The sequence below is a fragment of the Pseudomonas sp. CIP-10 genome (genome assembly GCF_020911845.1).
GTDB classification, from domain to species: domain Bacteria; phylum Pseudomonadota; class Gammaproteobacteria; order Pseudomonadales; family Pseudomonadaceae; genus Aquipseudomonas; species Aquipseudomonas alloputida.
This window is the reverse complement of the sequence record NZ_CP087162.1, coordinates 1-12,487: the sequence shown is the minus strand read 5'-3', so window position 1 is coordinate 12,487 and position 12,487 is coordinate 1. Positions and strand designations below refer to the sequence as shown.

The window sequence follows — 12,487 nt, the reverse complement described above, 5'->3', positions numbered from 1 at the left end:
GGTCAGAGGGCGCGGGCAGTTGCCTCGGCCATATCGCGGAAGATCTCGGCGTGCAGTTCCAGCGGGAACTCCGCGATGACTTCGCGCTGGCCGATGCCGGAACGCTGAGCGACGACGGTGTACATGGTGACGGTGGCGGGGTCTTGCCCTGGGCGGGCCTGGTGGGATGGCTCGACGGTGAAGCCGGCGAACTCGCGCAGCTGCGCGGCTGAGCTGAAATAGAACAGGTGGGTTTCGATAGCCATTGGTGAATCTCCTTCGCTGTGTGCCCGGAGCGGTTGCCGCCGCTGGTTCCAGGCTGTCGAAGCAGGATTGCTTCGACGTACCCAGTATCGCAAAAGCAAAACCTACTGTCAACTATTGGTCAAATCTAATGTGACCGTAAGTTGATTACTGCCATAGCTCCATCTGCTCGGCGGTGATGTCGACCACGGGTATTCCTGGTGTGCGTGAGTCCAAGGCGTTGTCAGGATCTCGCAGGGTGTCGGATAGCTTGGCGAACCGTGCTCGATCAGTAGCGGTGCGCTTGACGTTGAAACCCTCGTCCACAACGTCGTTGACCCGTGCCCACTGATTCCAGGCGAAGCTACGGCCCAGCCCTACCGTGGTCGTCGTGCTGGGGAATCCATCGGCATTGCGCACCAGGTCTTCCCATGAGGCACCGAACTGCACCGCGTCGAAACGACTGTGCTTGCCGGTGAGCGCGTTGCGTTCCAGCAACAGGGCACGCTCCAGCAGATCCGGGTGATTCGCGGCAAGCCAATACAGCTCCCAGTGCTTGGAAGCTGGGCAGAAAAAGCAGGCCGATTTGATCGGCACCAGGTCCGCACCGAGGGCCTGGGTGATCGACCGTACGCAATCGCGCCGGGTCCAGCGGACCAGTTGCAAGGGATAGACATAATCGAAGTCGGCGTCGGCTGGTTTGATCGCCTTAGACCGGCGCAGGTCGGCTTTGCCGCAGTCATACCCGATCAGCTTGACGATGCGCTGCCCGGTTGCCTGGGCATGCTTCCAAAGTGGGTGGGGGGACCTGGCGTTGGGGCCGGAGCGAGCGCCCTTGAGAAACTGATCCTGGGGCACCTGCTTCCACTTCACCGAACAGGACTTCATGCCAAAGGCCAGGCTAGGCAACGTTTCGTTGGCCATGCAGTTGCCGTACAGATCCTGGTATTCAGTGGTCGGCTTGGGCTTTTTCCGGCACACGCTGACAGTCGGCCAGCCCCACGCCCGCAGTACGGAATCCATCGCCTCGATGTGGGCCAGCGTCTCGGGCTTCTCTGCGCCAGTGTCGGCAAAGGTGATGATATCCGGGCGCAACCCTGCCGCGTGCAGAGCTACCAGCATGGCCGTGGAGTCCACGCCAGATCCGAAACAGACGGCCAGCAGCCGCCCTGCCAACGCAGTGCGCAGGGCCTCGACCTGGGCCAGGGATAAAATGGGCTGAGCGCTGTCCAGTGGACAGCCGCGGCTGATCGCGTTCATGCGTGCTCCTTCGCAAGTGCCCGGAGCGGTTGCCGCCGCTGGATCCGGGCACTGTGGGGGTGATTACTCGGTGTCGTCGCCTATCAGGTCGCACAAGCTGGGGGCCAGATCGACTATGGCCGCCCTGTTGTTCGGTCCTGTCACCTCAAACACGCAGGCGCTGTCGGGATCACCATCTGCAATACGCGATTGGAAGTAGTGGCGGGCACACGCCTGTGCTGCCGCCCGGTGGTCGCCTTCAACGTCAACATCAACAGTCCATACAACTCGATAGCTAGGCATTGGGGTTTCTCCTTCGCAGTGCCGGAGCGGTTGCCGCCGCGTGTACCGGCTAGGGTTACTTGCCTTCGAAATAGGTGGGTCGCTGGGCCAGCTCGCGGGCAATCAATTCATCCGCGAACAATGGCGCTTGTTTCTCTATCCGCCGCTCAAGGTTCTTGCGCCGTACCTTGCCCTTGGCCTCGTCGCTCCAGCGCCTCACCGCTTGCGAGGCTGGGAAGTCCAGGCAGACGCCATAGCCTGCTGGGCGGGCCTCCCACGCCTTGCGCATTTCCTCGGGGAGCTTCTGCCCTGCCGGCGCCTCGATCACCAGCAACTCAAAGGCGCCAGGGCAAGGCAGGTGAGGCATACACCAGCGTAGGGAGTAGCGCCACATGGGCGGCGCTACCTGCTGGGTGGCCATCACGCAAAGTCCCACTGTGCCTGATCCCAACCCGGCAGCTTGCGCTGGGCCGCTTGGCGGATGCTGTGCAGGGTGCGGAATGCCTCGGTCGCGTAGTAGTCGCGATTTTGGTTCGACTGGTACTCCAGGCATTGAATGAGCTTGAGGGCTTCAAGGGGGGTGGGTTTGCGCACGGTTTCATCCAGCCCGAACAGTTCGGCCCTGAAGGTTTCGCCCGGATAGCGCGCACGAACCGAGCGCAGGTTTTCGTCCAGCAGTTGCTGGCCCTGGTCGGCCAGGATTTGGTAGGTCGTCGCATCGGGCTTGCCGGTGCAGCCGAACATGAGGATGGCGGAAATATGGAAACGGTCGACGATATAGGCGCTCATGGAAATCTCCTTCGCAACGTGCCCGGAGCGGTTGCCGCCGCTGGTTCCGGGCTGTTGAAGCGGTATTGCTTCGACCTGGTTAGTATCGCAAAGGGGCTTGCATAAGTCAACTATCAGTCAAATCTAATTTGACTGATAGTATATTCCACTTGCTACGCAGCCCGAGCGTCTGGAAGGACGTTGCCGGCATAGTATTCAGCTATCTGCTCGTTCACCTTATCCAGCAGATCCAGGCGCAGGAACTCCAGATGGAGCGTGCCTTTCTTGAAGGCTTTAGCCCGGTAGATCTCGTTCTCGAACACTTCCCCAGCCTGAAAGGCAGCATCCATAGCTGAGGTCAATGCGTGAGGCTGGAAGGGCTTGCCATCGAGCGTTTGAAATACCCTATCAAGGTCATTCAGCTTGTCTTTTGCCCACGAACCGTACCGGATGCAAAGACCACTTGTGAACGAAGATTCGACCATGCCTTCCATGATGACTTTCGGGCCGATGCGGAACGGCTCTTTAGCGTTTGTGCGGTAGTCGTCAGATAGATACCGGAACACATTGAAAACCCCACGCTGGAACATCGATTCGGCGTTTATGCGCAGGTCAATGAACGTCGCGCTAATTGTCGATGCGGTGAATTCAGGCGGGGATGGGCAAAGGCTTTTCTCAAACTCCGCGACGGCCTCCGCGTCCATGAGCTGTTTAAAGCCGGTCATATCGAACGCCCGGCGCCATAGGGAGGTGTCCAGTTCGCGGCGCACCCTGTCCTGGTCTTCCCTGATTTTCCCGGCGTGAGGCATCAGATAGCGACCATGAGGCGCTAGGACTTCCTCGGCCATCTCAAGTGTGCGGCGTGCATCTGCCATCAGGCGCAGCGCTTCCTCGCGGGCAGTTAGCAGATCGTCCAGCGTAGTAGGTAGCGCCAACTCTTTGAAAATAGACATTGTTCTGACTCCTTCGCAACGTGCCCGGAGCGGTTGCCGCCGCTGGTTCCAGGCTTGTCTAAGCGGGATTGCTTCGACGGATTCAGTATCCCAAAAGAAACTGCTTGCGTCAACTCTAGGTCAAATCTATATTTACCATAAATTGACTTTCTCGCATGCGAGAACCTTGTTCAATCGTGATTTATAAGCTACAATCAATCCCATGAAGACAATTAAACAAACCGCCACGTACAGGAACTGGGAACGCAAGCTGCGAGACAAGCAGGCCAAAGCCATCATCGCTGCGCGAGTCTTCCGCGTTGCGCATGGTCTGCTTGGAGACGTTCAACCAGTGGGCCAAGGGATCAGCGAACTGCGTATCCACCACGGCCCCGGCTACCGCGTGTATTTCCAGCAGCGCGGTAACCAGCTGGTCCTGTTGCTGTGTGGTGGGGACAAGAGCAGCCAAGCGCGGGATATCGAAACCGCCAAGTCCTTGGCCAGCCAGTGGAGTGACGATGAATGAAAGAACAATTTTACGACTACGATCCCGCTGATGCGCTGACCGATGCTGAGTCCATCGCAGTATTCATGGAGGACGCATTCGAAACAGGCGATGCGGCCTATATCGCAAAATGCCTGGGTGTCGTGGCCCGCGCCAAAGGGATGACCGCCCTTGCCAATGAATCTGGCCTTTCCCGCGAACACCTTTACCGGTCGTTCTCGGACAAGGGCAATCCGACCTTGAAAACCCTGCTGGCCGTGATGCGTGCCGTTGGCCTGGACCTGACAACACGCAAGCACGTTGAACCGGCACACTAACAACCCAAAAGGAGTCGCTATGAACACGGATCTGATCGTCAAAAGGATTTTGCTCACACCCGTGGCAGCTGGCTTTGGGTGGCTCGTTGCCACCATGATTGTGATCGGCCTTAACCTGGCCTTACCTACCGTTTCAGTCCCATGGATAGAGCGCGCTGGGCCTATCGGCGCCATTGTGGGCATCGCCATTTTTTACTGGATGACCTGGAAAGATGGTCGCTCGGCCACGCGGAAAGGTTAGGCCCATGCCGAGAATTAGCCTTAGCAACAGACTGCGTGACTGGTCGCGTCTATGGGTACTTTCTGGCGATGACATTTCCTGCCAGGAATGCGGAATGGCAACCCGAGCCAGTGAGCCGGACAGAATATTTGTGCATGGATACGGGTGCAGCCTTCAAACCCCAAACCATCAGTTTCCTTGGCGAGATCTGGCTGAGGCAATGGCCAAGCTACCTGGTAAAACCAAAGCTGCCCGTGCCCAAGACCCCTGCTATTACGTGAAATAGGCACCATCCACACAAGGAGTAATACGCACATGGAAAACATCGCTTGCATGACCAAAAGGCCGCGTTACGCCCTCGCTTGGGCGGTATGGGTGGGCGTCGCCGCGTGGGCATCGCTACATTCCCCCTACCCTGGATTCACTGGCTGGGACTATGTGTTATTCGCGTTCCTGGTCATGGTGCCCAAGGGCATAAATGGCGAGTTCCCCGCGTTGACGGATAGCCCTGATGATCTGACGCCGGAGAGAAAACGCCGCTACGTCTATACGCTGATCACGCTGGGGCTTTTTGCCTGCTTGCTGTCACGGCACGTCTCCATTCTCGACAGCCCCCTGGTGCGTGTATTCATCGGCTGAATCAACTGTCCAGAGCGCTTGACCGCAGGCGCTCTTGCAGATCTGCTTTAATGCCGAGCGTTTGGGCGCGGGAAACAAACGCTTTTCAAAGCAGCAGCCGCGAAGCGGATGCCGCCCTGCTCTTTGGGAATGGAAGCGCGCCACCGCTGGGTGGATCTGCTCGGCAGCCTTCGGTAGGACGCGGTAAGCCCGGACTATCCAGAGCCAGGCCGCGTGCAAGGGGACCGTGGAATACCGCAGGGAGCGCAGCGAGCGAGGATATGCCGCGAAAGCCCCTTGCAGGCAAGGCCTGGTGGCGGATAGGCCATTGGGGCGTCCGCTTCCTACCGATGGTTGCTGAGCTAGCCGCAGTGGTTGCCATGGAACGACCGGCAAGCGGAGCGCGCAGGCCGAAGGCCGGAGGCGTGAGGATGGAAGCCCGAAGGGCCAAGACCCGGCGTGCTTCTGGCCGGGGCTTGGTTCACGACAGCCGCCCCCCGGATGGGGGCACGCCCGTGGCGCGCTGGCTCGTTTCCCCCAGCGTTTACTGGTGGATTGCTCAAAAAATAGTTGCCATACCTGTCAACTCTTGCGACTATTAACCCAGTCAGATGATCTTTGCGAGACCTGGCAAAGCGGCTCCTAACCGCGATGCCGAAGAAAACCGCCCTCCTACGGCGGTTTTTTTTCGCCCAAAAAAAGCCTGGTCAGCCCCCTTTTGTGATGGCACAGCGACAGCGGAGCCGGTAATATCGCGGGCAGTCGTTTGTGGCATGTTTGTACCGGGTGGGGTGCCCCCGTTCTAAAGATTCAAAACACTGCTGGGGACGCGGGCCTAGGAATCCGCGCGGATTTGATCCCTGGTTAACATCAGCCCCGCCCGCGTCTCGCAGAGATCATCTGACTTGCTATCTCGTCGTCGGCCTGTGTTCCGGAAAAGCTGCGATAGAGACAGAGGCCCGCACCGTGAGGGTCCTTGGAATGCATAAATTCCTTAAAGATCTCACCATCCAGGTTGTTGCAAAGCTCCTGGTTGAGTGGATCCGCGATAGTTGGAACGGCTAACACCTGACTGACGGAGGAACCCGCTGCGGCCTGGCCAACGCGGGTTTTCTTTTGCCTGTGATCCGGCTCGCTCGCCGGCATCGGCCCCCCAGCGGGCAAAAAAAAGCCCCGCCATCGAGTAGCGGGGCCTACAGCTGTGTTACTAATCAATCAAGGTGGTCACGAATCCAGAGCCAGGCCCTGTACACGTTTGTCAGCTTGGCCAGGAAATCAGCCACGTTGACCACCTCTATGAGACGCTTTAGCGTTTTCATAGAACCCCCAAAAAGGTAGGTCCCTGGCCCGCCGCACTTACCGGACAGTGCAACGGTTTCACTGATCAGCCCCGTAAGGGTGTTGACGCTATCAGCGAACCAGAGTGTTCATCGGCCCTCTCCATTCCCGGCGCGTTGTCCAGACGCGGTGGAAAGGCCCCCCAAGGCAGCAAGCCGCCCGGTGCTCTACTTCATACCGCAAAAACCATGACCGAAAAAAGCCTTTTTACGCGTTTGTGAAGTTTATTTTTCCGAATGACGACGGGGGCTTGACGATGCCCAGCAATGCCGCTAGGTGGCGGCAACAGGCTGATAAACTGGGCATATTCGCTCAAACTCCCAAAAAAATTGCGTTAGCCAAAATGATGATCGCTTTACTCGGCGCTTCGGTGAATCTTCCGATGATCAATTTTGATCATTGCGCCGGTCGCTGTTCGGCTATTGCGCAACCAGTACCACTGTATTTACTATCGGCCTTGTTGACGCTATCAGCGAACCGCGAAACGAACGTCCATTCGATTCGCACAAACGAACCGCCCGTCCAGGCGGTTTTTTTGTGCCCGAAATTCGCCGCCGACTTCGCCGGTGAATTCGGCGTTCGGTGCGTAGCAGCGCCTATCATAGGCAGTTCGTTACCAGGTTTGCACGAACACCATGACCGAGAACGACTATACCTTCGCTGGTGCGGGCTGAGCCTTTTATACCAGCGGCTCTAGCCGCATCGCTCGACCTGAATTACTGTATATGGATACAGTAATTCACGGTGCCTTATGAACGCGCTTACTCCCCTCCCCCTCGCGGCTTCCGATCAGCTGCTGCAGGTGCTTGCCGGCTGTGCTGCAGGCGGCTTTCCGAGTCCAGCAGCTGACTATTACGAGCCACCACTTTCCCTGGATGAACTGATGAACATCCGCGCCCCGCATGTCTGGATCGTCCAGGTAGAAGGCGACAGCATGCGCGATGCCGGCATCTTCGACGGGAGCCGCCTGGTGGTCGACCGCTCGATCACGCCCAGCGCTGGGCATATCGTGCTGGCCTACGTCGACAACCAGCCGCTGGTGAAGCGGCTGGCCAGGTCGCCGGCAGGCTGGATTCTTGAATCGGCTAACCCCGCGTACAAGAGCATCGCGCCCAGCGAGTACGGCACCATCGAGGTGTTCGGGGTCGTGACTTGGGATCTCACGCAGCATGCACAGTGAACCTCGGCCCGTCTTCGGCCTGGTGGATGTGAACTCGTTCTACTGCAGCTGTGAGCGCATTTTCAGACCGGAGCTGCGGCAACGCCCAGTCGTTGTTTTGAGCAACTCGGACGGTTGCATCGTGGCTCGTACGAACGAGGCGAAAGCCCTTGGGTTGAAGATGGGGGACCCCTACTTCAAGGTGCGCGGCTTCTTGGAGCAGAACGGCGTCGCCGTTTTCAGCAGCAATTACACCTTGTATGGCGAGCTGAGTCATCGCGTGGGTGTGGCCATCGAATCCCTGGTACCGGACTGGGAACGGTATTCGATTGACGAACTGTTCGTGCGACTCGACGGGCTACCTGAGCCGATCATTGATGTAGGCCGGGCGATTCAAGCCCGAGTGCTGCAGTGGACTGCCCTACCGGTAGGAGTAGGCATCGGCCACACGAAGACCCTGGCAAAGGCGGCGCAGCACGCCTCGAAAGTGTGGCGAGAGAAAACAGGCGGCGTGGTCGACCTGCGCAAGCCCGAGGCGGTCGAATGGCTGCTCCGGCGAATGCCGGTTGATGAAGTGTGGGGGATCGGTCGCCGTATGCGTGACAACCTGGCCCGCGACGGAATAAGCACGGCCTGGGAGCTGTCGCAGGCCGAAGCGCGAGCGATGGGCCGCAAGTACAGCGTTGTGCTTGAACGGACCATCAGGGAGCTGCAGGGCGAATCCTGCATGGACCTTGAACAGTCCACGCCTGCCAAGCAATCGATCTGCTCAAGCAGGATGTTTGGCCAGCGTGTGCATACGCTCCAGGGCCTGCAGGAGGCGCTGGCGACCTACATTCACCGCGCCGCGGAGAAGCTGCGCCGGCAGCGCTCGCTGTGCGGTGCCCTGCGCATCGGCATCCAGACTTCATTCCATGGCGACGGGCCGAAGTACGCCAACGCGGCCTCCTGCATACCCGCATACCCAACGGATGACGTTCGGCAGCTGACCAAATACGCGCTGCAGGCGGTAGGGGAGATCTATCGGCCCGGCTTTGCTTACAGCAAGGCCGAGGTGCTGCTGATGGATCTGCGCAAGCGGGGGGAGTACACGCAGGACCTGTTCAGCCCGAGCCAACCCGAGCGCTCGGACGCTCTGATGGCTACCATGGACAAGATCAACCGCCGATGGGGCCACGACTGTTTGCGGACTGCCGCTGTCCCGCTGACGCCGGATTGGGGCATGCGGCGAGCATTGCTAAGCCCCAGTTACATGACCAGCTGGGACCAGCTGTGGAAGGTACAATGCCGGTAATTCTCGCGTGCGAGAATCAGCTTTTGCGGCTGGCCAGCCGCTTGCGGCGTACGCCAATGCTCGCACGGGATACTCCGGCAAGCTTGGCCACCAACGCATCTGGCACCTTCCCTAACAGGTGGTCGTAGCGGGACGCTACAGACACACGCTTATAGGGTTGAATACCCAAGAAAGCGCAGCGCTGCACAATCACTGGGTACGGCACGCCAACCTGCCGGCAAATTTCAGTCGGGGTCATGGTCGCCAACAGTGACTCATAACCCAACCAGGGGCCGTGGTAGTCGGGAATGGGAGTAGGGGGGCTGTCACCAGGTATTGGTTGCACAGGTTCAAAGCCCAGTCCTTCGCGGACTTCCTGAACCATGGCCAGATCGACGCTGGCCAACCGGGCAATCTCCTGGTCACTGACATAGCCAAAGAGCGATTTGTAGGGCCGCAGGTCATGACTGAGCGGCAACACCTGTTTGCGGGGTGCGGGCCGGAACACCGGCAGAATGCCCAGCGACTCGCGGTAGGCTTTGACACTTTTGTTGGTGACGCCACAACGCGCAGCGATTGCACTGTCGGGGGCAAATCCCAGCAGATTCTTGTAGGGTTCTATCATCTGGCCGACCGACCAGGGCGCAATCCCAAGTTGCTCACGGCGGCGCCGGATCCTGTGCGGGGTGGACCCGATCAAACGGGCAAGCTCAACATCCTTGAGCTTGCCCAGTTTGCAGTCGTACCACCGGGCTTGCCCCACAAGCTCCCAGTCGACGGTCGCCATGCTACGGATGCCGAGCTGGTGGGAAGGCTGGAATGTTCAGGCCACGCGGGTCTGAACTGGCATCCCAAGACCACCACCCGGTCGGCCCGTAGTGCTGGGCGTAGTAGGCGCACTTGACCTGCTTGCGGGCCAGGTACTTCGGATCCTGACGGCCATACACTTCCATCGGCACCTCTCTGCCGGCGCCGACGTCCATCAGCCAGAAATCGGGAAAGACCTGCTCCTGCCCAGCATCGAAACGCATGGGCTTGATGAACCGGCGCCCTTGCTCGCGCAACAGCGCCTCGATCACACCCTCGTAGCCAGATTCAATGGGGATCCATTCATCACTGACGACCATCAGGGCGACGTTGAGCGCTTGGGCTTTGCTGGCTGAGGTGGGCTGATCGGTCTGAACAATAGCGATGACGCGCCGCCCTTCACGCCAACCGCGCAACGCAGCCTCGTAGCTCCGGGCGGTTCTCTGCCAAAGATCGCCGTCAGTGAACAGACGCGGAATGCCGTTGAAGCCGGTGATGGTGATGTACCGGTCCATGGTCTGCTCGCGTTCCTCGGAGTAGCCGGCCAGCGGGGCAATGACGACCAAGCGGCGGCTGTTCCTCATTGCGCTGGCCACCTTGAGGCTGTTGGCGTCGGCCTGCTGGCCAGCTGAGTTCGTCGCAATGACCAGGGCATCGCCAATCCTCATGCGCGAAGCCAGCATGCGGTCGGCAGCTTGCTGCAGCCGACTGTGAATCAGCCCGAGGCCGCGCTTGCCGGCCATGCCTGGCACCCACTGATTGAGGCCCGCTTCGCTCCATAGCAGATGCAGCAGGCCACCCAAGGTCATCGCCGGCTTCGTGGGCTTTCCGCTTGATGGGGCAGGGGCGGTGCCCTCCATCGGCTGAACTTCTGCCGGATCCTTCTTGCGCAGCGATAGGGTGAGTTTGACCTTGAGGTCACCGTCCTTGGTTTCCTCGACCACGCCTTTGCTGTAGGCGCCTAAGCCCGACTTGTCGGGGTCGGGCGAGTAGTACAGGCAATCAAGCGCATGCTCGGCGCCGGTGTGGGGATAGCGGGATAGGTGGAAAGAATCCTTATCTGACCTGTGCCGTACGGCCAACCTCCGCGTGCCTTTGCCTGGGCACAGGCAGCGGACCAGGGCATGGCCGTGTGCCTTCTGCAGCACGCCTTTCCACTGCACCGCATAGCTTGGCTGGGTCTGGTAAGCCTCCGAATACTGCTCGGCCTTTTCGCCAAGCCCGATGCTTACCGCATACCGTTGATCTGCCATAGCTGCTTCCTCCGTGTCGCTGTGAAATCTCCCGTGCTCGATGTACAATGAGCAGGTGGATTTTTGCTCCTTCGCAAAAACCTAGAAACCCGCAAGCATTGCCGTGCTGCGGGTTTCGTCTTTTTGGGGCCTGGCTAAATCAGGCCTTGAAGTCGCCAAGCTCGATGACTGGCGTAGCCTGTGCAATGTCGATCTGCGTGGTGCGACCATCAGCCGTACGAAACGCCATGTTCATTGGCGGTGCAGGATCGTCCTGCAGCTGGGCCACGCAGCGCTTGTTCAACAACTCGAAAAGCCACTCGGCATCATTGACCGCATCCACCGGATCACGCGGTAACGCTTGCTGCAAGCTGTGCCTAAACCAGTGCGAGCTGGTGGGATCAGCCAACGCAGCTGCAATTTCACTGTCTGCCTCGCTGGCCACCAGTGCCTTGTCTACCGGCTGAGTTGTCGCCTGGATGGCTAACTGATCGATGGCACGCAGTTCATGCTTGGTCGCCTCGTCCAGTCCGCTGTCGAAGTTGGTCAGCTGGGTGAGGGCGGTCAGTTGCCACCAGGCCGAAGAAACACCCTCATTGCGGTCCACGCCGTTGGGCAGCGCCAAGGCACCGGTCAGCTCGACCAGGTGCTGCTTGGCGGATTCGATCAGCGTCCGCTGCAGCTGTGCATAGCGCTCGTCAGACATGATCGACTTCCCCAGCTGCCGGTTCTTGCTTGGCCTCCAGGGCCGCAACGACGGTGCAGTGGTCGAGCGATACCGCACCGGACAAACCGGCAACAAAAATCACGGCTTGGCCACACATCACCCACGCTTTGCCTCGCGTTTCGTCGCGGTGCGTTTCACCCTGGCCATACAGTTCTTCGTAGCTGACCAAGGCGCCATGTGGGTAATCGCTGTTCCAGTCGAAGCATTGGGCCTTGGCGTGCAGCTCCTGTTCTTCGAAAGTCCTGTTGCTTGGCTGTGGCATCGTGAATCTCCCTGAATGATGATCGCGGTTAGCTGTTGCTGTGTGGAATCGACGGCATATCAGGCAACATGCCGTCCAGCGATTCCTGGGCGGGTGGGTCCATGCCAGGGCCTGCAGGCAATTGAATGTCGCCGTCTTCCATCGTTGGCAGCTGCTTGAGCTTGGCATCGCCCAAATCGGCCTGGTCCTCTGTCGAAACCAGCACCCGTGCGTTGAATAGGGCGTACTGCAGATTGTCCCGCTTGTCGGCCCAAGCGATGCGGCTGTTCACCACATAAGCGAGCGTGCCACCCCGTTGGCCACCTACGCTGATGGTCTGGATCCAGTTGTGCTTGGTCAGAATGGCGATAGCGCGTTTTGTGGTGGCCACCGATGTTTCCATCAGTTTGGCCAGCGTGGCCTGGCTGATAATGAGCGCGCCTTGCTTGTCCATGTGCTGCACCAGGATGTGCATCAACTGGGCGGCGCGGGGCGCCTGCGCTGTCAACGCGGCCCATGCTTCGTGGCCAGCGCGTTCAGTCTGCACCCAAGTGCCGCGCTGGGCAGGCTGCGCATAGGCGCGGATCTCGTTATTGTCACTGGCCAT

General features: G+C 59.4%; 16 protein-coding genes. 6 read left to right on the top strand and 10 right to left on the bottom strand.

Features of this window, described 5'->3' with window-relative positions; genetic code table 11:
• Nucleotides 1-2: 2 nt before the first annotated feature.
• The 5 genes from LMH93_RS29285 to LMH93_RS29265 form a co-directional block, all read right to left on the bottom strand.
• Nucleotides 3-245, bottom strand: coding sequence for a hypothetical protein (locus tag LMH93_RS29285; protein ID WP_028692289.1), 243 nt, complete (start codon nucleotides 243-245; stop codon nucleotides 3-5).
• Nucleotides 246-390: 145 nt separating this feature from the next.
• The gene (locus tag LMH93_RS29280; RefSeq protein WP_051555741.1) at nucleotides 391-1,482 is read right to left on the bottom strand and encodes a hypothetical protein; all 1,092 of its coding nucleotides are present in this window, start codon (nucleotides 1,480-1,482) and stop codon (nucleotides 391-393) included.
• 337 nt (nucleotides 1,483-1,819) lie between these two features.
• Nucleotides 1,820-2,164 carry a theronine dehydrogenase gene (locus tag LMH93_RS29275; protein WP_226342977.1) on the bottom strand — a complete coding sequence of 115 codons (345 nt, stop codon included), beginning with the start codon at nucleotides 2,162-2,164 and terminating at the stop codon, nucleotides 1,820-1,822.
• Complete coding sequence (locus LMH93_RS29270) at nucleotides 2,164-2,532, bottom strand: hypothetical protein (protein ID WP_028692292.1); 369 nt, start codon at nucleotides 2,530-2,532, stop codon at nucleotides 2,164-2,166. The genes LMH93_RS29275 and LMH93_RS29270 overlap by 1 nt, the downstream gene beginning before the upstream one ends.
• Before the next feature lie 152 nt (nucleotides 2,533-2,684).
• Complete coding sequence (locus LMH93_RS29265; RefSeq protein WP_028692293.1) at nucleotides 2,685-3,464, bottom strand: DUF4942 domain-containing protein; 780 nt, start codon at nucleotides 3,462-3,464, stop codon at nucleotides 2,685-2,687.
• 202 nt (nucleotides 3,465-3,666) lie between these two features.
• Between LMH93_RS29265 and LMH93_RS29260 the strand changes: the two genes are divergently transcribed.
• From LMH93_RS29260 to LMH93_RS29235, 6 genes are all read left to right on the top strand, one after another.
• Nucleotides 3,667-3,969, top strand: coding sequence for a type II toxin-antitoxin system RelE/ParE family toxin (locus tag LMH93_RS29260; RefSeq protein ID WP_028692294.1), 303 nt, complete (start codon nucleotides 3,667-3,669; stop codon nucleotides 3,967-3,969).
• Nucleotides 3,966-4,265 carry an addiction module antidote protein gene (locus LMH93_RS29255; protein ID WP_028692295.1) on the top strand — a complete coding sequence of 100 codons (300 nt, stop codon included), beginning with the start codon at nucleotides 3,966-3,968 and terminating at the stop codon, nucleotides 4,263-4,265. The genes LMH93_RS29260 and LMH93_RS29255 overlap by 4 nt, the downstream gene beginning before the upstream one ends.
• A gap of 19 nt (nucleotides 4,266-4,284) precedes the next feature.
• Nucleotides 4,285-4,506 (top strand): hypothetical protein, encoded by a 222-nt coding sequence (locus LMH93_RS29250; protein WP_028692296.1) that lies wholly within the window; start codon nucleotides 4,285-4,287, stop codon nucleotides 4,504-4,506.
• A 294-nt stretch (nucleotides 4,507-4,800) separates the two neighbouring features.
• The gene (locus tag LMH93_RS29245; protein ID WP_028692297.1) at nucleotides 4,801-5,124 is read left to right on the top strand and encodes a hypothetical protein; all 324 of its coding nucleotides are present in this window, start codon (nucleotides 4,801-4,803) and stop codon (nucleotides 5,122-5,124) included.
• 2,068 nt (nucleotides 5,125-7,192) lie between these two features.
• The gene (locus LMH93_RS29240; RefSeq protein WP_028691923.1) at nucleotides 7,193-7,621 is read left to right on the top strand and encodes a LexA family protein; all 429 of its coding nucleotides are present in this window, start codon (nucleotides 7,193-7,195) and stop codon (nucleotides 7,619-7,621) included.
• On the top strand, nucleotides 7,611-8,894 hold the full coding sequence (locus LMH93_RS29235) for a Y-family DNA polymerase (RefSeq protein ID WP_028691924.1): 1,284 nt from the start codon (nucleotides 7,611-7,613) through the stop codon (nucleotides 8,892-8,894). The genes LMH93_RS29240 and LMH93_RS29235 overlap by 11 nt, the downstream gene beginning before the upstream one ends.
• A gap of 16 nt (nucleotides 8,895-8,910) precedes the next feature.
• Here the strand turns inward: LMH93_RS29235 and LMH93_RS29230 are convergent, their stop codons facing one another.
• The 5 genes from LMH93_RS29230 to LMH93_RS29210 all read right to left on the bottom strand — a co-directional run bounded on the left by LMH93_RS29230 (nucleotide 8,911) and on the right by LMH93_RS29210 (nucleotide 12,487).
• Complete coding sequence (locus LMH93_RS29230) at nucleotides 8,911-9,660, bottom strand: hypothetical protein (protein ID WP_226342966.1); 750 nt, start codon at nucleotides 9,658-9,660, stop codon at nucleotides 8,911-8,913.
• Between the two features lies 1 nt (nucleotide 9,661).
• Entirely contained in the window at nucleotides 9,662-10,933 is a 1,272-nt protein-coding gene (locus LMH93_RS29225) for a DUF1173 family protein (protein WP_028691925.1), read from the bottom strand.
• 139 nt (nucleotides 10,934-11,072) lie between these two features.
• On the bottom strand, nucleotides 11,073-11,618 hold the full coding sequence (locus tag LMH93_RS29220) for a hypothetical protein (RefSeq protein ID WP_036986388.1): 546 nt from the start codon (nucleotides 11,616-11,618) through the stop codon (nucleotides 11,073-11,075).
• Nucleotides 11,611-11,901 (bottom strand): hypothetical protein, encoded by a 291-nt coding sequence (locus LMH93_RS29215; RefSeq protein ID WP_051555725.1) that lies wholly within the window; start codon nucleotides 11,899-11,901, stop codon nucleotides 11,611-11,613. The genes LMH93_RS29220 and LMH93_RS29215 overlap by 8 nt, the downstream gene beginning before the upstream one ends.
• A 28-nt stretch (nucleotides 11,902-11,929) precedes the next feature.
• The gene (locus LMH93_RS29210; RefSeq protein ID WP_051555726.1) at nucleotides 11,930-12,487 is read right to left on the bottom strand and encodes a helix-turn-helix domain-containing protein; all 558 of its coding nucleotides are present in this window, start codon (nucleotides 12,485-12,487) and stop codon (nucleotides 11,930-11,932) included.

Coding starts and splice junctions, on each gene's coding strand:
- LMH93_RS29285 (WP_028692289.1), bottom strand. CDS start 245: ATGGCTATCGAAACCCACCTGTTCTATTTCAGCTCAGCCGCGCAGCTG.
- LMH93_RS29280 (WP_051555741.1), bottom strand. CDS start 1,482: ATGAACGCGATCAGCCGCGGCTGTCCACTGGACAGCGCTCAGCCCATT.
- LMH93_RS29275 (WP_226342977.1), bottom strand. CDS start 2,164: ATGGCCACCCAGCAGGTAGCGCCGCCCATGTGGCGCTACTCCCTACGC.
- LMH93_RS29270 (WP_028692292.1), bottom strand. CDS start 2,532: ATGAGCGCCTATATCGTCGACCGTTTCCATATTTCCGCCATCCTCATG.
- LMH93_RS29265 (WP_028692293.1), bottom strand. CDS start 3,464: ATGTCTATTTTCAAAGAGTTGGCGCTACCTACTACGCTGGACGATCTG.
- LMH93_RS29260 (WP_028692294.1), top strand. CDS start 3,667: ATGAAGACAATTAAACAAACCGCCACGTACAGGAACTGGGAACGCAAG.
- LMH93_RS29255 (WP_028692295.1), top strand. CDS start 3,966: ATGAAAGAACAATTTTACGACTACGATCCCGCTGATGCGCTGACCGAT.
- LMH93_RS29250 (WP_028692296.1), top strand. CDS start 4,285: ATGAACACGGATCTGATCGTCAAAAGGATTTTGCTCACACCCGTGGCA.
- LMH93_RS29245 (WP_028692297.1), top strand. CDS start 4,801: ATGGAAAACATCGCTTGCATGACCAAAAGGCCGCGTTACGCCCTCGCT.
- LMH93_RS29240 (WP_028691923.1), top strand. CDS start 7,193: ATGAACGCGCTTACTCCCCTCCCCCTCGCGGCTTCCGATCAGCTGCTG.
- LMH93_RS29235 (WP_028691924.1), top strand. CDS start 7,611: ATGCACAGTGAACCTCGGCCCGTCTTCGGCCTGGTGGATGTGAACTCG.
- LMH93_RS29230 (WP_226342966.1), bottom strand. CDS start 9,660: ATGGCGACCGTCGACTGGGAGCTTGTGGGGCAAGCCCGGTGGTACGAC.
- LMH93_RS29225 (WP_028691925.1), bottom strand. CDS start 10,933: ATGGCAGATCAACGGTATGCGGTAAGCATCGGGCTTGGCGAAAAGGCC.
- LMH93_RS29220 (WP_036986388.1), bottom strand. CDS start 11,618: ATGTCTGACGAGCGCTATGCACAGCTGCAGCGGACGCTGATCGAATCC.
- LMH93_RS29215 (WP_051555725.1), bottom strand. CDS start 11,901: ATGCCACAGCCAAGCAACAGGACTTTCGAAGAACAGGAGCTGCACGCC.
- LMH93_RS29210 (WP_051555726.1), bottom strand. CDS start 12,487: ATGGCCAGTGACAATAACGAGATCCGCGCCTATGCGCAGCCTGCCCAG.